28 protein-coding genes, 1 tRNA gene and 1 pseudogene are annotated in these 23,732 nt (G+C 70.0%); 16 read left to right on the forward strand and 14 right to left on the reverse strand.

The genetic code is table 11. From position 1 onward, the window contains the following. Window positions 1-162 precede the first annotated feature (162 nt). The 11 genes from Apa02nite_RS15375 (at window position 163) to Apa02nite_RS15425 (ending at window position 8,999) form a co-directional block, all read left to right on the forward strand. Window positions 163-783 carry an LppU/SCO3897 family protein gene (locus tag Apa02nite_RS15375; RefSeq protein ID WP_203825539.1) on the forward strand — a complete coding sequence of 207 codons (621 nt, stop codon included), beginning with the start codon at window positions 163-165 and terminating at the stop codon, window positions 781-783. Between the two features lie 163 nt (window positions 784-946). Then, window positions 947-1,699 (forward strand): uracil-DNA glycosylase, encoded by a 753-nt coding sequence (locus Apa02nite_RS15380; protein ID WP_203825540.1) that lies wholly within the window; start codon window positions 947-949, stop codon window positions 1,697-1,699. A gap of 53 nt (window positions 1,700-1,752) precedes the next feature. Beyond that, window positions 1,753-2,451 (forward strand): DUF4129 domain-containing protein, encoded by a 699-nt coding sequence (locus Apa02nite_RS15385; protein WP_067688708.1) that lies wholly within the window; start codon window positions 1,753-1,755, stop codon window positions 2,449-2,451. Further along, window positions 2,448-3,023: a hypothetical protein gene (locus tag Apa02nite_RS15390; protein WP_067688711.1), complete on the forward strand. Its 576-nt coding sequence runs from the start codon at window positions 2,448-2,450 to the stop codon at window positions 3,021-3,023. The genes Apa02nite_RS15385 and Apa02nite_RS15390 overlap by 4 nt, the downstream gene beginning before the upstream one ends. A 13-nt stretch (window positions 3,024-3,036) precedes the next feature. Continuing rightward, on the forward strand, window positions 3,037-4,038 hold the full coding sequence (locus Apa02nite_RS15395) for an AAA family ATPase (protein ID WP_067688714.1): 1,002 nt from the start codon (window positions 3,037-3,039) through the stop codon (window positions 4,036-4,038). Continuing rightward, window positions 4,031-5,335, forward strand: a complete 1,305-nt coding sequence (locus Apa02nite_RS15400; protein ID WP_203825541.1) for a DUF58 domain-containing protein — start codon at window positions 4,031-4,033, stop codon at window positions 5,333-5,335. Before Apa02nite_RS15395 ends, Apa02nite_RS15400 begins: the two co-directional genes overlap by 8 nt. 1 nt (window position 5,336) lies before the next feature. Beyond that, window positions 5,337-5,900 carry a hypothetical protein gene (locus tag Apa02nite_RS15405; RefSeq protein WP_203825542.1) on the forward strand — a complete coding sequence of 188 codons (564 nt, stop codon included), beginning with the start codon at window positions 5,337-5,339 and terminating at the stop codon, window positions 5,898-5,900. A gap of 98 nt (window positions 5,901-5,998) precedes the next feature. Then, entirely contained in the window at window positions 5,999-7,384 is a 1,386-nt protein-coding gene (locus tag Apa02nite_RS15410) for an NAD(P)/FAD-dependent oxidoreductase (protein ID WP_203825543.1), read from the forward strand. A gap of 54 nt (window positions 7,385-7,438) precedes the next feature. Further along, a tRNA-Leu gene (locus tag Apa02nite_RS15415) sits at window positions 7,439-7,521 on the forward strand. A 233-nt stretch (window positions 7,522-7,754) separates the two neighbouring features. Then, window positions 7,755-8,588, forward strand: a complete 834-nt coding sequence (locus Apa02nite_RS15420; RefSeq protein ID WP_067688725.1) for a Bax inhibitor-1/YccA family protein — start codon at window positions 7,755-7,757, stop codon at window positions 8,586-8,588. A gap of 105 nt (window positions 8,589-8,693) precedes the next feature. Beyond that, window positions 8,694-8,999, forward strand: a complete 306-nt coding sequence (locus Apa02nite_RS15425) for a hypothetical protein (RefSeq protein WP_203825544.1) — start codon at window positions 8,694-8,696, stop codon at window positions 8,997-8,999. Here Apa02nite_RS15425 and Apa02nite_RS15430 read toward each other — a convergent pair. The 4 genes from Apa02nite_RS15430 to Apa02nite_RS15445 form a co-directional block, all read right to left on the reverse strand. Beyond that, a complete protein-coding gene (locus tag Apa02nite_RS15430) occupies window positions 8,987-9,451 on the reverse strand; it encodes a GNAT family N-acetyltransferase (protein ID WP_203825545.1) in 465 nt (154 codons plus the stop codon). The two genes, Apa02nite_RS15425 and Apa02nite_RS15430, sit on opposite strands and share 13 nt — an antisense overlap. 66 nt (window positions 9,452-9,517) lie before the next feature. Next, window positions 9,518-10,762, reverse strand: coding sequence for an acetyl-CoA C-acetyltransferase (locus Apa02nite_RS15435; protein WP_067688733.1), 1,245 nt, complete (start codon window positions 10,760-10,762; stop codon window positions 9,518-9,520). Between the two features lie 63 nt (window positions 10,763-10,825). Further along, window positions 10,826-11,614: an SGNH/GDSL hydrolase family protein gene (locus Apa02nite_RS15440; RefSeq protein ID WP_067688736.1), complete on the reverse strand. Its 789-nt coding sequence runs from the start codon at window positions 11,612-11,614 to the stop codon at window positions 10,826-10,828. Window positions 11,615-11,657: 43 nt separating this feature from the next. Then, window positions 11,658-12,692, reverse strand: a complete 1,035-nt coding sequence (locus Apa02nite_RS15445; RefSeq protein ID WP_203825586.1) for an SGNH/GDSL hydrolase family protein — start codon at window positions 12,690-12,692, stop codon at window positions 11,658-11,660. A 213-nt stretch (window positions 12,693-12,905) separates the two neighbouring features. On the opposite strand from Apa02nite_RS15445, the gene Apa02nite_RS15450 reads away from it, so the two are divergent. The 3 genes from Apa02nite_RS15450 (at window position 12,906) to Apa02nite_RS15460 (ending at window position 15,159) form a co-directional block, all read left to right on the forward strand. Continuing rightward, a complete protein-coding gene (locus tag Apa02nite_RS15450; RefSeq protein WP_067688739.1) occupies window positions 12,906-13,250 on the forward strand; it encodes a YkvA family protein in 345 nt (114 codons plus the stop codon). Between the two features lie 3 nt (window positions 13,251-13,253). After that, window positions 13,254-14,612 carry a cystathionine beta-synthase gene (locus Apa02nite_RS15455; RefSeq protein WP_203825546.1) on the forward strand — a complete coding sequence of 453 codons (1,359 nt, stop codon included), beginning with the start codon at window positions 13,254-13,256 and terminating at the stop codon, window positions 14,610-14,612. A 253-nt stretch (window positions 14,613-14,865) separates the two neighbouring features. After that, on the forward strand, window positions 14,866-15,159 hold the full coding sequence (locus Apa02nite_RS15460) for a hypothetical protein (RefSeq protein ID WP_067688745.1): 294 nt from the start codon (window positions 14,866-14,868) through the stop codon (window positions 15,157-15,159). A gap of 494 nt (window positions 15,160-15,653) precedes the next feature. Here Apa02nite_RS15460 and Apa02nite_RS15465 read toward each other — a convergent pair whose 3' ends face one another. The 4 genes from Apa02nite_RS15465 to Apa02nite_RS15480 all read right to left on the reverse strand — a co-directional run bounded on the left by Apa02nite_RS15465 (window position 15,654) and on the right by Apa02nite_RS15480 (window position 19,823). Next, window positions 15,654-16,157, reverse strand: a complete 504-nt coding sequence (locus tag Apa02nite_RS15465) for a GNAT family N-acetyltransferase (protein WP_203825547.1) — start codon at window positions 16,155-16,157, stop codon at window positions 15,654-15,656. A gap of 107 nt (window positions 16,158-16,264) precedes the next feature. After that, window positions 16,265-17,158: a ribonuclease Z gene (locus Apa02nite_RS15470; protein ID WP_067688751.1), complete on the reverse strand. Its 894-nt coding sequence runs from the start codon at window positions 17,156-17,158 to the stop codon at window positions 16,265-16,267. Between the two features lie 280 nt (window positions 17,159-17,438). Further along, the gene (gene ppk2 / locus Apa02nite_RS15475; protein ID WP_203825548.1) at window positions 17,439-18,383 is read right to left on the reverse strand and encodes a polyphosphate kinase 2; all 945 of its coding nucleotides are present in this window, start codon (window positions 18,381-18,383) and stop codon (window positions 17,439-17,441) included. Window positions 18,384-18,386: 3 nt separating this feature from the next. Beyond that, window positions 18,387-19,823 (reverse strand): CYTH and CHAD domain-containing protein, encoded by a 1,437-nt coding sequence (locus tag Apa02nite_RS15480; protein ID WP_203825549.1) that lies wholly within the window; start codon window positions 19,821-19,823, stop codon window positions 18,387-18,389. A gap of 110 nt (window positions 19,824-19,933) precedes the next feature. On the opposite strand from Apa02nite_RS15480, the gene Apa02nite_RS15485 reads away from it, so the two are divergent. Continuing rightward, window positions 19,934-20,098 carry a hypothetical protein gene (locus Apa02nite_RS15485; protein ID WP_198170745.1) on the forward strand — a complete coding sequence of 55 codons (165 nt, stop codon included), beginning with the start codon at window positions 19,934-19,936 and terminating at the stop codon, window positions 20,096-20,098. A 24-nt stretch (window positions 20,099-20,122) separates the two neighbouring features. Here the strand turns inward: Apa02nite_RS15485 and Apa02nite_RS15490 are convergent, their stop codons facing one another. The 6 genes and pseudogenes from Apa02nite_RS15490 to Apa02nite_RS15510 form a co-directional block, all read right to left on the reverse strand. Further along, the gene (locus Apa02nite_RS15490; protein ID WP_239164330.1) at window positions 20,123-20,611 is read right to left on the reverse strand and encodes a hypothetical protein; all 489 of its coding nucleotides are present in this window, start codon (window positions 20,609-20,611) and stop codon (window positions 20,123-20,125) included. Next, window positions 20,608-20,688, reverse strand: a pseudogene (locus Apa02nite_RS52340) (peptide-methionine (S)-S-oxide reductase MsrA); the annotation flags it as partial. The pseudogene Apa02nite_RS52340 and the gene Apa02nite_RS15490, both read right to left, overlap by 4 nt. Window positions 20,689-20,726: 38 nt before the next feature. Next, window positions 20,727-21,017: a type II toxin-antitoxin system RelE family toxin gene (locus Apa02nite_RS15495; RefSeq protein WP_203825550.1), complete on the reverse strand. Its 291-nt coding sequence runs from the start codon at window positions 21,015-21,017 to the stop codon at window positions 20,727-20,729. After that, window positions 21,014-21,298, reverse strand: coding sequence for a type II toxin-antitoxin system Phd/YefM family antitoxin (locus Apa02nite_RS15500; protein WP_067688765.1), 285 nt, complete (start codon window positions 21,296-21,298; stop codon window positions 21,014-21,016). Before Apa02nite_RS15500 ends, Apa02nite_RS15495 begins: the two co-directional genes overlap by 4 nt. Window positions 21,299-21,397: 99 nt before the next feature. After that, entirely contained in the window at window positions 21,398-22,057 is a 660-nt protein-coding gene (gene msrA / locus Apa02nite_RS15505) for a peptide-methionine (S)-S-oxide reductase MsrA (RefSeq protein ID WP_203825551.1), read from the reverse strand. Window positions 22,058-22,119: 62 nt separating this feature from the next. After that, window positions 22,120-22,533 (reverse strand): HIT family protein, encoded by a 414-nt coding sequence (locus Apa02nite_RS15510; RefSeq protein ID WP_203825552.1) that lies wholly within the window; start codon window positions 22,531-22,533, stop codon window positions 22,120-22,122. A gap of 24 nt (window positions 22,534-22,557) precedes the next feature. Between Apa02nite_RS15510 and Apa02nite_RS15515 the strand changes: the two genes are divergently transcribed. After that, window positions 22,558-23,709 (forward strand): cystathionine gamma-synthase, encoded by a 1,152-nt coding sequence (locus Apa02nite_RS15515; RefSeq protein ID WP_203825553.1) that lies wholly within the window; start codon window positions 22,558-22,560, stop codon window positions 23,707-23,709. Window positions 23,710-23,732 lie beyond the last annotated feature (23 nt).

Genomic DNA, 23,732 nt, shown 5'->3' on the forward strand with positions numbered 1-23,732 from the left:
TCGTCGCGGGGGCACGCAGTGTCATCTTCCCAGCAAAGTCTCAGGTCTTCTTGAGCCGACGTCGATAACCGCAGGTGAAGTGGGGTCGCGCTAGGCATCGGCGTGTCGCTATCCTCGCCTGCCAAGCGATCGGGCGTCGATCGCTCGTGAAAGGAAGCATCAATGTCCAACCCGGTTGAGCCGCCCTCGTACGGCGCGCAGAATGTCCCGCCGGCCAACGGCGGGCAGTCTTTCCCGCCGCCGAACGCCGGTGCTCCCGGTTACCCGCCGCCGAACGCCGGCGCCCCCGGCTACCCGCCGGCCCCCGGCTTCCAGCAGGGCGGAACCCCCGGTTACCCGCCGGCCCCGGGCACCCCTGGCTACCCGCCGGCGCCCGGCACCCCCGGTGGCGCCCCGGGTGTCATCCCCGGCTTCGAGTCGCCGAAGAAGTCCAAGAAGTGGCTGAGCATCGTCGGCGCCGTCGTGATCGGTGCGCTCTTCCTCGCCCTCAAGCTCGGTGTCCTGGGCAGCTTCCTCTCCTCGGACCCGACCAAGGACGCCAAGGTCGGTGACTGCATCTCGGTGAGCGAGGAGCTCTCCGACAAGGCCACCGAGACCAAGGCCGAGATCGTCGACTGCTCCAAGTCGGACGCCAAGTTCAGCGTGGTCGGCCGGGTCGACGGCACCGACGACGTGAACAGCACCAAGTGCGACCCGTTCTTCAAGGAGACCGACAAGGACCCGGCCATCCTGACCAGCTCGGGCGACGACAAGTACCTGCTCTGCGTCAAGGCCGCCAAGTAACCGTCAAGGCCGCCAAGTAACAGGCAAGGCTGCCGAGTAGCCGTCAAGGCCGCGGAGCAGCAGTCAAGGCCGCCGGGCAACAGCCACGGCCGGCGAGCCGGTGAACTGAACCGGGGGGCGGTGCGTCGACACGACGCGCCGCCCCCGGTGGCATCCTGGTCCGGTGCACCCGTCGGAGGCTTCCCCGCGTACCCCTGAAGGGGTTGTCGCACGGGCGGCCGAGGCCGCCTCGCTGCCCGAGCTGGACGCCCGCATCGCGGATTGTTTCGCCTGCCCGCGCCTGGTCGACTGGCGCACCGACGTCGCCGCCGCCAAACGCGCGTCGTTCCGCGACCAGGACTACTGGGGCCGCCCGGTGCCCGGTTACGGACCTGGTGACGCCGCGATCGCGATCCTGGGCCTGGCGCCGGCCGCGCACGGCGGCAACCGCACCGGCCGGATCTTCACGGGGGACCGCTCCGGCGACGTGCTCTTCGCCGCGATGCACCGGGCCGGCCTGGCCAGTCAGCCGACGAGCGTGTCCGCCGACGACGGCCTGACGCTGCGGCACACCCGGATCTTCGCGGCGGTGCGCTGCGCGCCGCCGGACAACAAACCGACACCGGGGGAGCGGGACACCTGCGCGCCCTGGTTCCGCCGCGAGCTGGAACTGATCAGACCCACCCTGAAGGTGGTGGTCACTCTGGGTGCCTTCGCTTGGGCATCCTGGTGGCCGGCGATGAAGCTCACGTACGAGGTGAGCCCGCCCGTCCCCCGCCCCAAGTTCGGCCACGGCGCCGAGGTCCACCTGCCCGGCGTGCCCCCGGTGCTGGGCTGTTTCCACGTCAGCCAGCAGAACACGTTCACCGGGCGGCTCACCCCCGCCATGCTCGACGAGGTGTTCACCCGTGCGAAGGTTCTGGCGGGCCTGGCATGATGCGAGTCCTGTCCGGTTCCCTCCTCGAGTCACGGATGTAGAAAACCGCCCGTATGGACCTCGCTTTCGTGCGCCGCTGGTGGCCCCTGGCCGCCGTCATCGGGCTGCTCCTGGTGACCTCGGTGGCCGCCACCCGATCGGCGCCCCAGCTGGACCGGGTCACCCCGCGGACGACCGCGACCACCACCGCTCCACCCCTGCTGCCGCCGACCGTGCGCCCGTCCGTCGCGCCGCCCACCGAGACGCCGGTCGAGGCCGCCCGGGGCCTGCCGGACTGGCTCGGCACCGCGACCACGGTGGTCCTCGCCCTGGTGGTGGCGGCCATGGTGGTGATCCTCACGATGGCGTTGCTGCGTGACGCGAACCGCCGTCGCAAGGGCCGCACCGGCCGCCGTGACCCGCGCCGGGCCGGCCGGACCGCGGAGGACCTGGTCGCCGCGCTCGACGCCGGCCTCGAGGAGCTCTCCGACGCCGACCGCGACCCGCGCCGCGCGGTGATCGCCTGCTGGGTGCGCCTGGAGCAGGCCGCCGCCGAGGCCGGCACCCCGCGGCACCCCGGTGACACTCCCACCGACCTGATCGGCCGGTTGCTCGCCGAGCAGCAGGTCGACGCGGCAGTGCTGGCCGCCCTGATGGAGGTGTACCGGGAGGCCCGGTACGCCACGCACACCGTCGACGACCAGATGCGCCAGCAGGCCCGGTACGCCCTGGAACGCCTGCGCGCCGACCTCGGAGCGGGGGCGGTGGCGTGAGCGAGGGTGGACTGGACGGGCTCTTCGGCGCGACCGCCGGACCCGCTCAGGAGAAGTCGCCGCGGATCCGCCGCCGGCGCTCCCCGATCGTGCGCGTGGTCGGCAATCTGATCCTGGTGGCCGCGGCCACCGTGGTGGTCGTGGCCGGCCTGCGCGCCGCCTCGGTCGAGGCCCCGCTGCTGCTGGTGATCGCACTGGTCGCCGGGTTGCGCCTGGTCACGATCGCGGCAGCCGCGGTCCGGCCGCCGAAGCAGCCGAAGAGCCGGGCCGGCGCCGGTGACGCCGCGGCCCGCACCGCCGACTCGCTGCGCGCCACCGTGCGCCGGTGGGAGCGATCCCTCGACAAGGCGCACTCGGACTCGGACACCTATGCGCGTAACGTCTTGCCGGTGCTCGGGGAACTCGCCGACGAGCGCCTGCGACTACGGCACGGCCTGACCCGGACCAGCGACCCGCGTCGCGCCCGGGAGTTGCTCGGTGAACAGGCCTGGGCGGTGCTGGCCGATCCGGGTCGGCACGGGCTCAAGACGCGGGACCTGGAGACGTACGTACAAGCGATGGAACGACTGTGAGAAAGGTGCGCCGGTGACGCAGACAGGCGTACAGGCTCTTCCCCCGTTCGAGGTCGGCCGGCTGGCCGGAGCGATCCTCGACTCGGTGAACAGTGTCGTGGTCGGCAAGCGGGAGTCGCTCGAGCTGGTGCTGGCCGGCATCCTGGCCGGCGGGCACGTCCTGCTGGAGGACCTGCCAGGGCTGGGCAAGACGCTCACCGCGCGGTCGTTCGCCCAGGCGCTCGGGCTGGACTTCCGGCGGCTGCAGTTCACCCCCGACCTGCTGCCCGCCGACGTCACCGGCTCCTTCCTGTATGACCAGCGCAAGGGTGACTTCGCGTTCCGGGCCGGCCCGGTCTTCACCAACATGCTGCTGGCCGACGAGATCAACCGGACACCGCCGAAGACCCAGTCCGCCCTGCTCGAGGCGATGCAGGAGAAGCAGGTCTCGGTCGAGGGCGTGACCTACCGGCTCGACCCGCCGTTCCACGTGCTGGCCACCGCCAACCCGATCGAGTACGAGGGCACCTACCCGCTGCCCGAGGCACAGCTCGACCGGTTCCTGCTCCGGGTGTCCTTCGGATACCCGACCGCCGAGGAGGAGTGGGAGGTCATGCGCCGCCGGATGTCCCGCCGGCAGGAGGAGTCCCAGCTCGCCCCGGTGGTGAACGCGCAGACCCTGCAGGTCATGCAGGCCGCCCTGGAGTCGGTGGCGGTCGAGGACTCGATCGGCCGGTACATCGTGTCGCTGGCCGCGGCCACCCGCGAGCACAGCGCGGTGCTGGTCGGCTCGTCGCCGCGTGGCTCGCTGGCCCTGTTGCTGCTGGCCCGGGCCCGGGCCGCGATGGCCGGCCGGGACTACGTGGTGCCGGAGGACGTCAAGGACGTCGCGGTGCCGGCGCTGGCCCACCGGATCACGCTGCGTCCGGAGATGTGGCTGCGCCAGGTGAACCCGGCGTTCGTGGTGCAGGAGGTGCTCAGCGCGGTGCCGGCCCCGGCCAGCGGGGCGCTTCCGACGTACGCCCGGCATGACTGAGCCGATCGCTCCGGGCTGGGCGCCGACCCGCGCGCTCGGCCGTTCGGTGCTGCTCACCGGGCTGTTGCTGCTGCTCGGCGTCGCGCTCGGCCGGGTCGACCTGGTGCTGCTGGCGGCGCCGTTCGCGATCGGCGCCGCGCTGAACCTGCGCCGCACACCCCAGTCGGTGCCCGAGGTGACCATCACGGCCGACGCGGCGCACCTGGTCGAGGGCGGCGCGGTGCAGGCCGGCCTGACCGTGGCCAACCCCGAGGCGATCGGGTACGACCTGGTCGTGGTCCGGACCAAGACCTCACCGTGGCTGCGTCTGGAGCACGCCGACCGGCCGTTCGCGATCACCGTGCCGTCCGACGGCTGGGCCGCGATCGACCTGCCCGGCGAGGCGCGCCGCTGGGGCCGGCAGGACGTCGGGCCGGCCGCCGCCCGTGCCGCGGCCTGCGGCGGGCTGCTGACCTGCCGTCCGGTGGTCACCCCGGCGCACGGCGTCCGGGTCTACCCGGTCACCGAGCCGTTCAAGGCCACCGAGTCGATGCCGGCCGCGGCCGGTCTGGTCGGCGCGCACCGTTCCCGGCGGCTGGGCGAGGGCGGTGAGCTGGCCGGCGTACGCCAGTTCGCGCCCGGCGACCGGCTGCGCCGCATCGACTGGCGGGTGTCGCTGCGCACCCGTGACCTGCACGTGGCGTCCACCCTCTCGGACCGCGACGCCGAGGTGCTGATCCTGCTCGACCTGCTCGGCGAGGTGGGCCTCTCCGGCGGGGTCGAGGGCAGCGCCTCGGTGCTGGACACCACGGTCCGCGCCGCCGCCGCGATCGCCGAGCACTACCTGCACCGCGGCGACCGGGTGTCGGTGCTGGAGTACGGCGCCGGTGGCCGCCGGCTGCGCGCCGGGTCCGGCCGCAAGCAGTACCTGACCGTCCTGGAATGGCTGCTCGACGTGCGCGCCGACCCGGTCGACGAGGAGTACGAGCCGGTCCTCGGCGCGCACCACATCTCGACGTCCGCGCTGGTCGTGGTGCTCACCCCGCTGATCGACCCGCGGTCCGCCGATATGCTCGCCAAGCTCACCCAGGCCGGCCGGTACACCGTCGCGGTGGACACCCTGCCGGAGGACGCCGCCCCGCCGGTCCGCAACCAGTGGTCCCCGCTGGCCACCCGCCTGTGGCGGATCGAACGGGAGAACGTGCTGGGCCGGCTCCGCGAGCACGGTGTGCCGGTGGTCGCCTGGGCCGGCGCCGGGAGCCTGGACCTGGTGCTACGCGACGTGGCCCGGATGGCCTCCGCGCCGAGGGGGCGATGACGTGCTGACCAGGCTTCTCCGCCGGCTCAGCCGGATCCCCACCGTGGTGCGGCGGGCCACCGTCGTACCGTTCCTGGTCCGCTGCGGCATCGCGCTGTGCGGCATTCTCGCGCTCGTGGTGTCCTGGCCGGGCGAGCTGCTGGCCAGCCAGTTCGTCGGGTTGCTGGTGCTGTTCGTGCTCTGGCCGGCGTTCGCTCCGCGGGGCCGGGGCGCGACGTTCGCCGCGCTGGTCGTGGTGGGCGGCTGGCTGCTGGACACCGCGGGGTACGACTCCCGGGTCGCGCTGTGGCGGGTGATCGCCATCGCCACACTGCTCTATCTCGGTCACACGCTCACCGCGCTGGCCGCCGTTTTGCCGTACGACGCGGTGGTCAACCTGGACGTGCCCGGCCTCTGGCTGGGCCGGGCCCTGATCGTCGTGCTGATCTCCGCGGTGCTGACCGTGCTGGCCCTGGGCCTGACCAGGGATCTTGGTGGAGAGGCGTTCCAGGTGGCCACATTGGTGGGATTGGCTGCTGCGACGGGTGTGACGATCCTTTTGGTACGCCTTACCAGGAGGACCTGAGTTTCGTGCAGTTTATGTGGCCTTAGACACTTGACTTTCAAGGTTGCGATGGTCACAGAACGACGCATGAACGGCCATTAGCGCGCGAGAATAGGGGCGTGAATCCGCCGCGCATAGTCGTCGTAGGAGCAGGTCACGTCGGGCTTTACGCCGCCCTCCGCCTGTCCAAGAAGCTGAACCGGAACCACGCCGAGGTCGTTGTCATCGACCCCGTGCCGCACATGACCTATCAGCCGTTCCTGCCTGAGGCAGCGGCCGGTAACATCTCGCCGCGCCACGCCGTTGTGCCGCTGCGCCGTGAGTTGAAGAAGTGCCGCATCGTCTCCGGTGAGGTCACCAAGGTCGAGCACGCGCGTAAGACCGTGACCATTCAGCCGATCGACGGCCCCGCGTACGAGATGGAATACGACCACATCATCGTGGCGCCCGGTTCCGTCTCGCGGACTCTCCCGATCCCCGGTCTGAGCGACCTGGGCATCGGCCTCAAGACCATCGGTGAGGCCATCTACCTGCGCAACCACATCCTCGACCGGCTCGACGTCGCTGCCGTGACGCCGGACCCCGAGGTGCGCAAGGCGTCGCTCAACTTCGTTTTCGTCGGTGGCGGCTTCGCCGGCATCGAGGCGCTCGCCGAGATGCAGGACGTGGTCTCCGACGCGCTCAAGTACTACCCGGAGCTGGACCCCAAGGAGGTCCACTTCATCCTGGTCGAGGCGACCAACCGGATCCTTCCCGAGGTCGGCCCGGAGATGGGCTCGTACGCCGCCCGTCAGCTCGCCGCCCGCGGCATCGACCTGCGGCTGGACACCTTCCTGAACTCCTGCGTCGACGGCCAGATCGAGCTCTCCGACGGTGACTCGTTCCGCGCCGAGACCCTGGTCTGGACGGCCGGCGTCAAGCCGTCGCCGATGCTGCAGCACACCGACCTGCCGCTCGGCCCGCGTGGCCACGTCAACTGCAAGCCCACCCTGCAGGTCGCCACGCTGGAGGGCGAGGTGCTCGAGGGCGCCTGGTCGGCCGGCGACTGCGCGCAGGTCCCCGACCTGACCAACCCGGGTGGCTGGTGCTCGCCGAGCGCGCAGCACGCGGTCCGGCAGGCCAAGGTGCTCGCCGACAACATCCGCCAGGTGATCCTGGGCGGCGCGCCGACCGAGTACCGGCACAAGCACGTCGGCGGCGTCGCCGGCCTGGGCCTCAACAAGGGTGTCGCGCACGTCTACGGCATCAAGGTCAAGGGCTACCCGGCGTGGCTGATGCACCGCTTCTACCACGTGAGCCGGATCCCGTCGTTCAACCGCAAGGTGCGGGTGCTCGCCGACTGGGTGCTGGCCTTCCTGCTCAAGCGGGAGACCGTGGCCCTGGGTCAGCTGCACCGCCCGCGCGAGGAGTTCCTCGAGGTCACCCCGCCGGTCGCGCCGAAGGTCAAGGAGACCGAGAAGCCGGCTGACAAGCCCGCTGACAAGGTCGGTTCCGGCTCGCGCTGAGCCTGAGGCCGTTACCCATCACCCGGGCGGCACCAGATACGGTGTTCTTTGCCCGCCCGGGTGGTGGAATGGCAGACACGGCCGCCTTAAAAGCGGCTGCCCTAACAGGCGTGCGGGTTCGAGACCCGCCCCGGGCACGGATAACGAAGCGGTCGCGACATGTCGTCGCGGCCGTTCTGCTTTTGCGGCTTTTATGTGCTGTTCTGGGGCGTTTGTGATCGTGGGACTACCACCGAGTGTCGCAGCGTACCCATGACACCTGTCATTTTCAGCCTGCTCACAGCTTCGGACAGCGGCGATTCGAGCGCATAGCGTCTACCCTGGAACGACAGGCATTGTTGTGCCGAACCCTCAAGGGAGGCTGGACACAGTGAAGACTTCTAACCCGGTGCTCTCGCGCCTCGGCCAAGCGGCCGAGCGGGAGCGGACCGCCGGGTACGGGCCATACGGGCCGGCCGGCGCGGGTTACGGTCAGCCGGGTTACGGTCAGCCGTACCCGACCGCTGAGGGCTACCCCGCCGCCCCGCCCGCCGTGCAGCCGATGACCGTCGACGACGTCGTCGTCAAGACCGTCACCCTGCTCGGCATCACCGGCATCTCCGCGGTCGCCGCGTGGAATCTCATTCCGCTCGACCTGACCGTCGCCGCCTGGATCGGCGCCGCGATGGTCGGCCTCGTGCTCGGCCTGGTCATCTCGTTCATGCGCATCGCGAACCCGGCGCTCGTCGTCGGTTACGCGGTCGTCGAGGGTGTCTTCGTCGGCATGGTGAGCAAGGCCTACCAGAACATCCTGGGTTATGACGGGATCGTCCTGCAGGCCGTGGTCGCCACCTTCGGTGTCTTCTTCCTGATGGCGATCCTCTACCGTGCCCGGGTCATCCGGGCCACCCCGAAGTTCCAGCGCGGCATGATCGCGATCATGGGTGGCCTCTTCATGGTCATGCTGGTCAACTTCGTGCTGTCGATGTTCGACGTGAACACCGGCCTGCGCGACAACGGCCCGCTCGGTTACGTGTTCAGCCTGGTCTGCATCGTGGTGGCCGCGCTCAGCTTCATTCTCAGCTTCAACGAGATCGAAGAGGGCGTCCGGATGGGCCTCCCGCGGAAGTACTCGTGGACCGCGGCCTTCGGCATCCTGGTCAGCCTGGTCTGGCTCTACATCGAGATGCTGCGCCTGCTCAGTTACCTGCAAGGCGACGACTGACGGTTCGTCGGTCCGTCACCGAGGCAACGCTCGGCCCGCCCCACCCGGCGGACCGGGCGTTGTCCCGTTTCCGGGCGGGACCGGCCCGCCGGGTACGCTCGCCGGATGTCCGACTTCGCGACGTCGACCGAGCGGCTGCTCACCCAGGTCCGCCACTGGGAGGAGCCGCGCTGGGCCGCGTCGGCAGGTGCCGGCACCAAGGGCGACCTGGCGTACGTGCTGGTGCAGGAGCTTGCCGACCTGGGCGCCGAGGCCGAGGGCCGGCCGTCCCGGATGGTGCCGCGCGCCCATGACCTGGTGCTGCCCGACCAGCTGCGGGTGGTCGCCGACGACTTTCTCGCCGCCGAGCCCTCCGCCGACCTGCTGGCCCGTGCCACCGCCGCGGTGGAAGAGGTCCGCTACACCCTCTGAGCGGCCGCGCTGAGTGTCAGGCTGAGCCCGATCAGGCCCTCGACCGGCCGGAACCCGGCCGAGGCGTAGAGCGCTCGGGCCGGCACGTTGTCCGGTTCGGTCTGCAGCGACACCCGGATCGCCCCGGCGGCTCGCGCCTGGCCGACGACGTGGTTCAGCAGGGCGCGGGCGGTGCCGCCGCGCCGTCGATCGGGCCGGACGTACAGGTCACGCACCTGCCAGAACGTCGCCAGGCGCAGCGAGGCCGGTAGCACGACGGTGGTGACAAAACCGAGGTCGGGGAGCGCGGCGGCGGCCCGCAGCGGACCGGCCGTCAGCTGCTCCCGTAGCCACTCCGCGGTGCCGCCGGGGTCCGCGGTCTCGCCGTAGTGCACCCGGTACTCGTCGAACAGGTCGGCCAGCTGATCAAAAGCGGGCTGGTCCGGGGTGATGTCGGTGATCGTCGAAGCCATTCACCCATTTTGATGCACGAAACGGGCCCGGCGCTTTCCCGCGCCGGGCCCAGCAGCGCGGACGGCTCAGCGCAGGCGCTCGATGACCAGCGCCATGCCCTGGCCACCACCGACGCACATGGTCTCCAGGCCGATCGACTTGTCGTGCCAGTCGAGGGAGTTGATCAGGGTGCCGGTGATCCGCGCGCCGGTCATGCCGAACGGGTGGCCGACCGCGATCGCTCCGCCGTTCACGTTCAGCTTGTCGATCGGGATCCCGAGATCCTGGTAGGACGGGATGACCTGCGCGGCGAACGCCTCGTTGATCTCGACCAGGTCGACGTCGTCGATGGTCATGCCGGCCCGCTTGAGGGCCTGCTTGGACGCCTCGACCGGGCCGAGGCCCATGATCTCCGGGGAGAGCGCGGTGACGCCGGTGGAGATGATCCGGGCGAGCGGGGTGATGCCGAGCTCGCGGGCCTTGGTGTCGCTCATGATGACCAGCGCGGCGGCGCCGTCGTTGAGCGGGCAGCAGTTGCCGGCGGTGACCCGGCCGTCCTCCCGGAAGACCGGCTTGAGCTGGGAGACCGCGTCCAGGCTGACGCCGGCGCGGGGGCCGTCGTCCTTCGACACGACGGTGCCGTCGGGCAGCGTCACCGGGGTGATCTCGCGGGCCCAGAAGCCGTTCGCGATGGCCTTCTCAGCGAGGTTCTGGCTGCGTACGCCGAACTCGTCCATCTCCGCGCGGGAGATGTTCTTGATCTGGGCGAGGTTCTCCGCGGTGTAGCCCATCCCGATGTAGATGTCCGGGAGCAGGCCGTCCGCGCGGGGGTCGTGCCAGGTGCCGCCGCTCTTCGCGGTCGCCTGGGTGCGTGCCTGCGCGTCCTGGAACGCGGGGTTCTCCCAGCCGCCGCCGACCAGGGCCTGCGCGGCCGAGGGCAGGCCGTCGGAGCTGCCCCGGGCGAACCGGGACACCGTCTCGACACCGGCCGAGATGAAGATGTCGCCCTCGCCCGCCTTGATCGCGTGGAACGCCATCCGGGTGGTCTGCAGCGACGACGAGCAGTACCGGGTGATGGTGGCGCCCGGCAGGCCGTCCAGGCCCAGCTTCGTGGCGACCACGCGGCCCATGTTGAAGCCCTGCTCGCCACCGGGCAGGCCACAACCGAGGTACAGGTCCTCGATGAGCGTGCGGTCGAGCTCGGGCACCTTGTTCAGCGCGGCGTCGACGATGGTGGCGGTGAGGTCGTCGGGGCGCAGATCCTTCAGCGAGCCCTTGTGGGCGCGACCGATCGGGGAGCGGGCAGTGGCAACGATGACAGCTTCCGGCATGGCCCCAGTTTACTCAGGGGTAACATCGGCGGAAGTGTGGATTCGTCACACGCCTGCCATCGCTCAGACACCGGCCGTTGCCGCCCGGGCCACCGCGGGATAAAGCGCGTGTGCCCAGACCCGGTAGCCGTCGGCGGACGGGTGGAACCCGTCGTAACAGAGCGTCCCGGCGTCGGCCCGGAACACCGCACCGGTCTCCGCAGCCAGGTCGACGACCGTGCCACCGGCCTCGGCGACCGCCCTGGCCTGCGCTTTCGCCATCCGCCGGCCGATCAGCCCGGCGATCTGCCGCAGCGGCGGGGCCAGCGAGCGCATCGCGCCCAGGTCGGGGCAGGTGCCGACGACCACCTGGACACCGGCCGAGCGCAGCCGCCGGACGGCCTGCCCGAGATGACCGGCGGCCTCCTCGGGAGCGCGGGCCGAGGTGGCGTCGTTGGAGCCGATCAGCACCACGGCCACGTCCGGCCGGGTGCCGAGCAGCGCCCGGGCCACCTGGGTGGACAGGTCGGTGGACCGGGACCCGGCCACACCGACGCTGGAGAGCAGCACGTGCCGCGGGCCGGTCTCCGGGCTGCCGTCGGCCATCAGCCGGGCCAGCTGCCCGCCGACGGTGTCGGACAGCCACTCCACGCCGACACCGACCGCGGCCGAGTCACCGAGCAGCACCAGGCGCAACGGCGGGGCACTGAGCGGGCCCATCGACGTACGCAGGGCCAGGCCCATCGTGGGTTTGGCATAACGACGGGCCTTGGCGGCCAGCAGCTCGCCGGCGATCAGGGCGGCGCCGCCCAGCGCGCCCGCGAGCAGGCCCGTGGCAGCGGCCTTGGTCAGTCGTTCCGGCAGCCCGGCCATGTGCGCCTCCCTGCGTCCCGCCGACGTCGATGATCCTTCTTCTCTACCCTACGGCCCGGACCGCACTCGCCGCGCTGCCCGGCGATGACCCGAACCAGTGCCGGGACTCGCCGAACCACGGATGCCGCCGCAGCTGTGCCCATCGGCCACCGCTGCGAACCGGGCTGACCTCGGTGCCGGGCGCGCGGACCGCTTCGTCGGCCGCCTCCGGCAGGGTGCGCATACCCTCGGCGACCGGCACCGGGGGACGGTCGTCCTCGCCCAGGGCAGCCATCACCGTCGGCATCATCACGGCCGCAGCTCGTGCGTACCCCTCCGCGGACGGGTGGAAACGGTCCGAGCCGTACATCCGGGCCGGATTCGCCTCGAACATCGGGCCGAGCAGGTTGCCGAGTGAGACCGTCCGGCCGCCGGCGCCGACCACGGCGATCGTCTGCGCGGCGGCGAGCTGGCGGCTCCAGCGCCGGGCCAGCCAGCGCAGCGGCGGCTTGATCGGCTGGATCGCGCCGATGTCCGGGCAGGTGCCGACGACGACCCGGCAGCCGGCTTCGCGCAGCCGGCGTACCGCGTCGCCGAGGTGCCGGACCGCGTCGTCGCGGGCCGAGATGTGGGTGACGTCGTTGCCGCCGATCATGATGATCGCGATGCTCGGCTGGTGCTCCAGCGCCGTGTCGACCTGCCAGGGCAGCCCGGACGAGACCGAGCCGACCACGGCCAGCCGGTGCAGCTGGACCGGGCGGTGCAGGCGGCGGGAGATGCCGGTGGCGAAGAGCGCGCCGGGGGTCTCCCGGGGGCGGTGCACGCCGTACCCGGCCGCTGTCGAGTCGCCGAGGATCACCAGGCTGAGTGGCTTGCCGTGGAACTTCGCGCCGTAGACGCCGTCGCCGCGGGGCGGGGGCGCCTCGGCCATCGGGATGATCCGGCGGGCGGCGGAGGCCTGCCGCATCAGCAGGCCGGCCGAGAGCGCGGTCACGCCGGCGAGCGTGCCGGTGACCTGGCCGGCGATCCGCCCGGCGGCCCGAAGTCGCTTTCGGTCCTCGGCGCTGAGTCCGGTGAATCGGCGCCGGGTGTTGCTGATGGTGCCGTTGTTGTGGAAAGTGCTGTTCACAGTGTCCCTCGCTGTCGTCCGAAGGGAACCATCCGGCCCGGCGTCCGTACTCCGGGGTGGTGGAGAACGTTCCGGCACGGCCAAGATCGGCACCTGGCGTCGGGATTCGAGGCTAACTCGTGGCCGCGAGGGGCAATCATGGCGTACCCAAGTCATGCTGGAGTTGCGGAAAGGGGAACAGACATGGCCAAAACTCTGAAACGTGCGGCGGCGTTCACCGCGCTCGGTCGCGCCCTGATGTCGGGCGCCCGGGGCGGACCGTCGATGGGCACGCGGCTCGCCGCACTCCCGCGGATGCTCAAGGCAACCGCCAAGGGTCAGTACGACGGTGGTATGCGGGTGGCGCTGATGGCAGCCGCCACGGCGTACGTGATCTCGCCGATCGACGCCGTACCGGAGGCCTTTCTCTGGGTTTTCGGTCTGGTCGACGACGCGGTCGCGGTGACCTGGCTCGCGGGCACCATGCTCGCCGAGACCGAACGGTTCCTGGAGTGGGAGAGAGCGACGAAGCCCGCCGTCGTACGCTGAAGCGTGCGCTATTACGACAACGTGGTCGAGATCATCGGCAATACCCCGCTGGTCCGATTGAACAGCGTGACCGAGGGCATCAGTGCCACCGTGCTGGCCAAGGTCGAGTACATGAACCCCGGCGGCTCGGTCAAGGACCGGATCGCGCTGCGGATGGTGGAGGACGCCGAGAAGGCGGGCCTGCTCAAGCCGGGCGGGACGATCGTCGAGCCGACCAGTGGCAACACCGGGGTCGGCTTGGCCCTCGTCGCGCAGCTGCGGGGTTACAAGTGCGTCTTCGTCTGCCCGGACAAGGTCAGCGAAGACAAGCAGAACGTGTTGCGGGCCTACGGCGCTGAGGTCGTGGTCTGCCCGACCGCGGTCGCACCCGAGGACCCGCGTTCCTACTACAACGTGTCCGCCCAGCTGACCCGGGACATCCCGGGTGCCTGGAAACCGGATCAGTACAGCAACCCGGCCAACCCCCGTTCGCACTACGAGCAGACCGGTCCGGAGCTCTGGGAGCAGACCGACGGCAAGATCACCCACTTCGTGGCGGGGGTCGGCACCGGCGGCACGATCACCGGCGTCGGGCAGTACCTCAAGGAGCATGGCAACGTCCGAGTGATCGGTGCCGACCCGGAGGGCTCGGTCTACTCCGGCGGCACCGGCCGGCCGTACCTGGTCGAGGGCGTCGGCGAGGACTTCTGGCCGACGGCGTACGACCAGACCGTCACCGACGAGGTGATCGAGGTCAGCGACTCGGACTCCTTCGAGATGACCCGGCGCCTGGCCCGCGAGGAGGGGCTGCTGGTCGGCGGCTCGTGCGGGATGGCCGTGGTGGCCGCGCTGGAGGTGGCCCGCAAGGCCGGTCCGGACGACGTCATCGTGGTGCTGCTCCCGGACGGCGGCCGCGGCTATCTCTCGAAGATCTTCAACGACAAGTGGATGGCCCGGTACGGGTTCCTGCGCACCCCCGGCGACTCGCCCACCGTCGCCGACGCGCTGGCCGCCAAGAGCGCGGAGATCCCGCCGCTGATCCACGTGCACCCGACCGAGACGGTGCGCGACGCGATCGACTACATGCGGGAGTACGGCGTCAGCCAGCTCCCGGTCCTTAAGGCCGAACCGCCGGTGGTCACCGGCGAGGTGGCCGGTTCGATCTCGGAGAAGGCGTTGCTGGACGCGCTGTTCACCGGGCAGGCCCACCTGCACGACACGATCGAGCGCCACATGAGCGAGCCGCTGCCGATGATCGGTGGCGGGGAGAAGGTCGGCGAGGCGGTCGGTCTGCTGGAGAAGTCGGACGCCGCGATGGTCCTCGTCGACGGCAAGCCGGCGGGCGTCCTGACCCGTCAGGACCTGCTCGCCCACCTGAGCTGACCGGCGCCCTTCCGCCGACCGAGCGTGGGGAGTTGTGGTGCGATCCGCACCGCAACTCCCCACGCTCGGTCGTTTTTCCGTTGATGCCGGTGGATCGACCGCCGGCGGCGAGCGCGGCCACCGGGGCACAGTGGACATCGCCAGTTACAGATAGTCGCCGCAATCGCACAGACAGTCCGACCAGGGAATGGCCCGGTGCGGTTGTATGTGTCGTGACGGAGCTATGAGCCACTCCCGGACGAAGGAGCAGGGGATGGTCGACGTCGACGAGGCGGCGCCTGCCGACATCGTGGATCGCCTGCTGTGGCGCGACGCGCAGCAGATGCTCGGCCGCCATCTCGGTGCCGGCCACGACGGCAATTGTGTCTGGTGTGGACAGCGCTGGCCCTGCTCGGCCCGCCGGCTGGCGGAGCGTGCGGACGCGGTGTCCCGCCGCCCCTGGCGTGAGGCCTGGACCCTGCGGCATGACCTGAACAGTCTGCCGGCCGCGATGACCGATCGCGGTCGCGCGGATCGCAATCACCCCTATCGGAGGTACGCCGACTGACCCCACGACTTGGACGTCGCCGACGAGCTTGACCGTCCCCCGGCAAGTCTTGGCTTCCCGGCCCGGCGAACGTCTCCCGGCGGTGAAGCCGGTGCGCCCCGCCAGCGTTCCGGCATTCCCGCCACCCAAGCCCGCTTCTGAACCGGATCACGGACCGACACGCCTCCGTCGGTCCGCGCCTCCGGCCAGGCGCACCGGTTCGAGCGGGGCGGTTGGCGGGAGCGCGTGACCACAGGTTCCCCCGCATTCACTCGGTCACGCGTTCCCGCCCAACCAGCTGGTTATTTTCTTGCAGGCACCAACGGCAAGATCAAATTCAAGATCTTGATGTCGTGCGTCCGCCGGGGTACAGATCGCCGCTCCCGCCGGGACCCTTCCGGTCTTTGCTGGCCGCTGGCGCGTCCAGAACGCAAAGCCCTCCAGGGCGACGTCCGCGCTCCGTCCCGCTCACCCCACAACCCCACCCGGCCTGCCCCCGCTGCGCACGCCGCCGGTCAGAAGGGGTGGGAGTAGCGCAACTGGGGGGCGGGGATGCCGCCGACCGGCTCCTCCCGGGTGCCGCCGTCAGGTTTCCAGCCGCCGTTCTCGTAGAACGTGCGGGCGATCCGGTTGTCGGTGAGCACCCAGAGGACCGCGTGGTCGCCGCCGAAGCCGGGCAGCTCGGCCAGGGCGCGGATCATCAGGGCCCGGCCCACGCCGGTGCCGACCAGCGGGGGTTCGACGTGGATCGCATACAGCTCGGCGGCACCCGGAGTGTCGCTGAGCCCGATGTAGCTGAACCCGGCCAGTCGCCCGTCGACCTCCGCGATCGTCATCCGGTGGGTCTCCTGCTCCCAGCGGAAGCGCTCGGACCACCACTCGCCGAAGGCCTCGGCGGACCGGGCCGCGAGCTCCTCGGCCGGCAGGAAGCCGGAATAGGCGTCCACCCGGGAGCGCCGGTGCAGGGCGCCGACCCCGATCGGATCGGCCTCGGTCGCGGGACGCAGCAGCACGCTCATGCCGACGACGCTAGCCGAACCCCGGTGTCAGCACGGTGTCAGCGACGGCCGGGAACTCGGCGACAGCCGGGACACGCAGCGCCGCCCGAGAAGGCGGGCCGGGAGGCTCAGCGGCGGCCGGGGAGCGGGATCCGCTGCAGGTCCTCGGCGATCACTATTGGTCCGTCGAACTCCTTGCGGGCCTCGTCGAGGAACGCCGACGGGTCCGGGTACCGCTGCGAGAAGTGGGTCAGGACCAGCTGGCGCACGCCGCATTCACGCGCCACCGCGGCGGCCTGGCCGGCGGTCAGGTGACCCACCTGGGCGGCCATCTCGGCGTCCTCGGCCAGGAACGTCGACTCGATCACCAGCAGGTCCACGCCCTGTGCCAGCGCGAACACGTTGTCGCACAGTCCGGTGTCCATCACGAACGCCACGCTCTGCCCGGGCCGGGCCGCGCTCACCTGCTCCAGGGTCACGTCGCCGGATCGGCCGGTGCGCTGCAGTTCGCCCACCGCCGGGCCGCTGATCCCGTACGACGTGAGCAGCTCGGGCACCATCCGGCGGGAGTCCGGTTCGGTCAGCCGGTACCCGTACGTCTCGATGGAATGCCGAAGGGGCAGCGCCGTGAGGCGCCCCGCGGACGTCTCCACGGCGAATCCCGCGCTCACCGGGGCCGCGACGATCTCGGCGTTGTCCCAGTAGCTGGTGGCGTGCCGGAGCCGGTCGTAGAACTCCTGGCCACCGGCCGGGTAGTGCACGGCGACCGGATGCGGCACCCGGTCCAGCGAGATCCGTTGCAGGATGCCGGGCAGGCCGAGGCTGTGATCGCCGTGGAAGTGCGTGATGCAGATCCGCCGGAGCGGGGTGACGGCGACGCCGGCCATCAGCATCTGCCGCTGGGTGCCCTCGCCCGGGTCGAAGAGGATCACCTCGTCGTCGAAGCGGAGCAGGTAGCCGTTGTGGTTGCGGTGCCGGGTGGGCACCTGGCTCGCGCTGCCGAGCACGACCAACTCACGCATCAGATCTCTCCCGGACATGAAGCGACCCCCGGGGACTTCCATGATCTCCTGAGAGGTCATGGTCCGGTCGGACAAGGCCGGATCCCCGGGGGTCGGGTGGCTGTCTGGTGCTCGCCGGCCGTTGCCACACGGTCTCGACGTCAATACAGAGCTGTCAAGGACAGCGGCTAGCGGACAGCCACCTCACGAGTCCCGTTGCTATACAACTTCGGACCACCTCCTCTCACGTGTACGGCCACGTTAACCATCCGGCGCGGCGGCCGCCAACGCTTTTAAATCACTAGAGGCGAGGGAATACGTGCGGTCCGGATTCGGTGCTCTCGACCACGAGTGAGGCCGGTCCGACGAGCTGCGGGTCGGGCCGCCCGACCACTTCCTCGTCCTTGCCGGTGTAGTCGAAACGGTGCAGCACGTGCCGCATCGCCTCGAGCCGGGCGCGCTTCTTGTCGTTGCTCTTCACCACGGTCCACGGCGCGTCGGCGGTGTCGGTGTAGAAGAACATCGCCTCCTTGGCCTCGGTGTAGTCGTCCCACTTGTCCAGCGACTCGAGGTCCATCGGGGAGAGCTTCCACTGCCGGACCGGGTCGACCTGCCGGATCGCGAACCGGGTGTGCTGCTCCTTCTGGGTCACCGAGAACCAGAACTTGACCATGTTGATGCCGGAGAGGACCAGCATCCGCTCCAGTTCCGGGGTCTGCCTCAGGAACTCCAGGTACTCCTTGCGGGTGCAGAAGCCCATCACCCGCTCGACGCCGGCCCGGTTGTACCAGGACCGGTCGAAGAGCACGATCTCACCGGCGGACGGCAGGTGCTTGACGTACCGCTGGTAATACCACTGGGTGCTCTCGCGCTGGTTCGGCTTCTCCAGCGCCACCACCGAGGCGCCCCGCGGGTTCAGGTGCTCCATGAAGCGCTTGATGGTGCCGCCCTTGCCGGCCGCGTCCCGGCCCTCGAAGAGGATCACCAGGCGCTCACCGGTCTCCTTGCACCAGTTCTGCAGCTTCAGCAGCTCGATCTGGAGCAGCCGCTTGTGGTGGTCGTACTCGACCCGGGACAGCCGCTCGTCGTACGGGTAGTCCTCGCGCCAGGTGTCCACCGGGGTGCCGTCGGCCATCAGCAGTTTCGGGTCGTCGTCCTCGTCGTCAACGACCCGGTAGCCGTTGAGCTCGGTGATCGGCCCCTGGTACGGGTGGGTGACCGCTTCATCGTAGGGATCAGTGCTCATGTCTCACGCCTTTGCAAGCCATCGACGGACTCTCTTACGCCGTGACGCCCGCACCAGTGCGGGGACAGCGACGAGAGTCTCCTTACCCACAGCCTCCTGTCGACCGTAGAGCACGCCGAAATGGAAACTGTCCGGCCCGATTTCATGCAATGTTTCCCTGGCGATGAACGAGTCCTGATGCGCGCCCAGCCCGTCCTGCAGAGCGGTCAGTGCCTTGACGAGTTGCTTGGCGGGTCTGCCGGACTCCGGAGCGACCAGTTCGACCGCGTACCGGGCCTGCTTGTACTTCTTGCGGGCCGCGTGCAGCTCCTCGTCGACGCCGCTGGCGACCGCGGCGTCCAGCCGGTCGTCGGCCTTGCCGAGCACCTTGCCGGCCCGGCGCTCCGGGGTGCGGTCGGCCGGCAGCGGCTGGTCGGCCAGCGCGTCGATCCGGTCCAACAGGTCGAGGTAGCGGTCCGACGCGAGGGCGGTGACCAGCTCCTCGCGACCCTTGGCCACCCGGTGCTCCAGGGCGGTGCGGATCCGCCGGGCGGCCGGCTCGAACTCGGGACCGGACTCGTTGATGCCGGACAGCAGCTTCTGTTCCAGCACCTGCGGGTCACGGACCGCGCCGAGCATGCCGGCCAGCCAGCGCAGCTCGTCACTGAGCTCGGTGACGTCCTTCTCCGGGAACCACCGCCGGAAGCTCTTCAGGGTGCTGCGCAGCCGCCGGGTGGCGACCCGCATCTTGTGAACGGCCTCCTCCTCACCACGCTGGGCGGCAGGGTCGTAGCCGGTGATCGCGTCGCGCTGCTCCCGGACGTACCGGGAAACGGGGTTGACCTTGATCTTGTCGGCCTCGAGCCGATCGGTCTCGAGCCGGCCGGACAGCGCACGGGCCACTTTGGACGGACCTGCCGCGAGGCTGGCACCCGCCTTGAGCAGCACCTTCTCGACAGCGTCGAGGGTCTTCTCGTCACCGTCAACGAGTTCCACCTCGATCTCCTGCCACGCGCTGTGATCGTCGCCGGAGTCGGCGCGGACCTGGTCCTGGGCGATCAGGGCCAGGGTGCGGCCCTTCTTGTCCAGCAGCGGGGTCTCCACCCGGTGCGTGCGGAGCCGGGCCACCGGCGCGAGCGGGCGGCGCCGCACGATGGTCCGGACCAGGTCGCGCAGCTCGCCGGGCACGTCGTCGCCGGCACCGGACATCCGGTGCTCCTTGCGCCCGTCACCGTCACCGGGCGTCTTGAGATGCCAGCCGGCGTCGTGGCCGCCGGACCGGCGTCGAAGGGTCCGCCGGTTTTTCATCAACCGGAGGTCCTCGGTGTCGAAGTAGGTGGCGTCGAGATCGTGCGTCTCGGCGCCGTCGACCCGGGCGATGCCGGCCGCACCGGTCAGGTCGGGTAGCTCGAAGGTCTCGGGGACGTCGTACTTGCGTTCGGTCTCGGTGGCGGTCTCCACCCGATCAATGGTGCCCCCCGCAGGGGCTTTGACACAGCCGAGTCTCAGGTTCTGCTGTCATCGTGGTGATCCGACCGCAGTTGTGGACCTCGGTTTTGAGGAGTGGTTGCATGGAGAAGTCGGAACGTCGCCAGGTGTCCCTCGCCGGCCTTCGCCTGATCGGCGCCGGCGCGGTGCTCGGTCTGGCGCTGGTCGCGCCGATCAGCCCGGCGCAGGCCGCGCCACCCCGGGCCGATGCCGCTCCGGTCGCCGAGCACGACGCACCGGATCGCTGACCCTTTTCCCGTACGCAGGGACGCTCAAATGCGCGCCGTCCCCCGGCTGCGCAGATAGAGCGCGCGTGAATAATTCGCCGCTGCCGCCTCGAAATACATGCTCGCCAGCGAGACGTAGAAGTTGTTGTTGGTGATCGCGTTCTTCGCGGGTGTTGACGCCGACCAGCGGATCTCCGCGTCGGTCGGCGCGATGCCCCGGCGCTCGCAGCGCAGCCGGTTCATCTCCTTGCCGGTCTTCCAGGTCTCGAGCGCGTTCTCGGCCTCGCGCATCATGGCCCGAGCCTGCTCCAGCATGGCTTCGGCCTGCGCGCACGCGTCGCGTTCGTCAGCATTACGAAATCGATTGTCGTCGTCATGGAAAAAGCTCGGTGACATGATCCACCCCCCGCTCGTTGCACCTTTCGAGTGTGCGGGGGATTTCGGGACATGTCGATTTTTGTACCCCGACGGCGTGAATGTCGGCGGACAAAACACTGCCGCGCCGGAATTCCGGCGCGGCAGAACCGTGGTCATCCCCCGGTGGTGGCTACTCCGACCGGGCAGCTCAGCCCGTTCGGGCCGTGGTTGCCGTACCCGTTCGGGTTCTTCGACTCCGGCGAACGGTGAGGTACTGATTCCCGTGTGTGAGTCAGCGCAGCCGGTACGCGTCCGCACGGTGTTCGATTGCCGTCACGGTGACGACGCGGCTGTCTTCGTCGATCTCGTAGAGGACACGATACGTGCCCCGCCGGGCCGACCAGGTGCCCTCGAACGGCGGCAGAAGTAGTCGTTTGCCGACGCGATGTGGATTGTCGAGGAGCACGGTGGTGATGAACTCGTAGGCGGCCGCGGCGATCTTCTCCGGCAGCCGTCCGTCCAAGGCGCGTGCCGCCGGGCCGGTGACCTGAAGCCGGTAGCGGTCGGGATCCGGTCGGGTCACCGTGCCTGCTTCGACCGCTTCGCCATCAGAGCGGCGAGTTCGTCGGCGTCGAGGACGTCACCGGCTTCGACGGCTGCCCTGGACTCGGCAAGTTGCCGCATGGCCTCTGGGCTGGACAGGACCTCCAGAGTCTCTTCCAACGCCGCGAGATCGTCGGCGGCGATGAGCACCGCGGCAGCATGGCCATGCCTGGTGATCTCTATCCGCTCATGTGTCGAGGCCACCTCGTCGATGAGTTCCGAAAGGCGGTTGCGCGCGTCGGTGAAAGGCACGGAAGTCATGCTCGAAGTGTAGGCAGTAACTGGCGTGAAGTCTGTACAGAATTTCGGACGCCTGTCGACCCGGAGGCACCGGGCCGACAGCGCGGTGGCATGCGTTGGCTAGGCGGTCTTGGCTACGCCTACGGGGCAGGAGAGCCCGTTCGGGCCGTGGTTGCAGTACCCGTTCGGGTTCTTGGTCGGCGCCAGGTACTGCTGGTGGTAGTCCTCGGCGTAGTAGTACTCGCCGAGCGGCCGGATCTCGGTGGTGATCTCACCGAGCCGGGCCTTGCTGACCACCGGCTGGAACGCCGCCAGCGACGCCCGGGCGGCGGCCGCCTGCTCGTCGGTGGTGGTGTAGATCGCCGAGCGGTACTGGGTGCCCACGTCGTTGCCCTGGCGCATGCCCTGCGTCGGGTTGTGGTTCTCCCAGAACGCCTTCAGCAGCTGCTCGTAGCTGGTCCGGCTGGGGTCGAAGACCACCTGGACCACCTCGTTGTGGCCGGTCGTGCCGGAGCACACCTCCTCGTACGTCGGGTTCGCGGTGAAACCGCCCGCGTACCCGGCCGAGGTGGAGTGGACGCCCGGCAGCCGCCAGAAGATCCGCTCGACGCCCCAGAAACAGCCCATCCCGAACACGGCGACCTGGTAGCCGGTCGGCCACGGTCCCGTGAGCGGGGTGCCGAGGACCTCGTGCTTGTCGGCGACCGGCATCGAGATCAGCCGGCCCGGCAGGGCGGTCTCGGCAGTGGGCAGATCAAGCTTCTTGTGCCGCAGGAACACGGTCACTCCCTTCGTCCGTCAAGCGGTAACGCCGGGAGGGCGGCAATCCTTACCGAGGGGCCTTACCGAAGGGCCTTGCCGATGCGCGCCGCGATCTCGGCCGCCTCGTCGTCGCTCGCGTACTTGTGCCGGGGCCAGAAGAAGCCGCGCAGGCCGTCGCCCTTGGTGCGTGGCACGACGTGGGTGTGCAGGTGCGGCACCGACTGGGAGACGAGGTTGTTCATCGCGACGAACGTGCCGGTCGCGGTCATGGCGGTGGGGACGGCTTCGCTCACCCGTTGAACAAGTCCGAAATATCCGCTTATCAGCGCCGCGGGCAGCTCGGTCAGCTGGACGATGTGCGGGCGCGGGACGACCAGGACGTGCCCCTTGAACACCGGCCGGGTGTCGAGGAACGCCAGTCCGGCCTCCTCGTCGGCGACGACGAACGCCGGGACGGTTCCCGCCACGATTCCACAGAACACGCAGTCCGCCACAGGGTGAGACTAGCCTTGCGCAACATGACAGCCGATAATTACGGGTTCGACACCCTCGCCATTCACGCGGGTCAGGACCCGGACCCCCGCACCGGCGCGGTGGTTCCACCCATCTACCAGACCAGTACGTACGCGCAGGACGCGGTCGGCTCACCACGGCTCGGCTACGAGTACAGCCGTTCCGGCAACCCGACCCGCGACGCGTTGCAGGAGTGCCTCGCGGCCATCGAGGGCGGTCGCCGCGGGCTGGCCTTCGCCAGCGGTCTCGCCGCCGAGGACACCCTGCTGCGCACGGTCTGCCGGCCCGGCGACCACGTGGTCATCCCGAACGACGCCTACGGCGGCACGTACCGCCTGTTCTCGAAGGTCGCCGAGCGCTGGGGCCTGTCCTGGACCGCCGCGCCGCTGGACGACCTGGACGCGGTGCGGGCCGCGATCCGCCCCGGCCTCACGAAGATCATCTGGGCCGAGACGCCGACCAACCCGCTGCTCAACATCGCCGACATCACCGCGCTGGCCGACCTGGCGCACGAGTCCGGCGCGCTGCTCGCGGTGGACAACACGTTCGCCTCGCCGTACCTGCAGCAGCCGCTCACCCTGGGCGCCGACGTGGTGATCCACTCCACCACGAAGTACCTGGGCGGGCACTCCGACGTGGTCGGTGGCGGGCTCGTCGTCGCGGACGCCGGGCTCGGCGACGAGCTGGCGTTCCACCAGAACGCGATGGGTGCGGTGAACGGGCCGTTCGACGCGTGGCTGACCCTGCGCGGGATCAAGACCCTCGGCGTACGGATGGACCGGCACTGCGACAACGCCGAGCGGATCGTCGGGTACCTGAGCGAGCACAAGAAGGTCGCCAGCGTGCTCTACCCGGGTCTGGACACCCACCCGGGTCACGAGACCGCGGCCAAGCAGATGAGCCGCTTCGGCGGGATGGTCTCGTTCCGCGCGGCCGGCGGCCGGGACCAGGCCATCGAGATCTGCAACCGGGCTAAGCTCTTTGTGCTCGCCGAGTCGCTGGGCGGAGTCGAGTCGCTGATCGAGCACCCGGGCCAGATGACACATCTGTCGGCTGCGGGCTCAGCGCTTGAAGTTCCCGCCGATCTCGTGCGACTGTCTGTCGGCATCGAAACCGTTGACGATCTGCTCGCCGACCTGGAGCAGGCGCTCGGTTAGGGAGCTTAGGACGCGGGAGATTC

Origin of the sequence: Actinoplanes palleronii, assembly GCF_016862315.1 — a bacterium.
Classification (GTDB): Bacteria; Actinomycetota; Actinomycetes; order Mycobacteriales; family Micromonosporaceae; genus Actinoplanes; species Actinoplanes palleronii.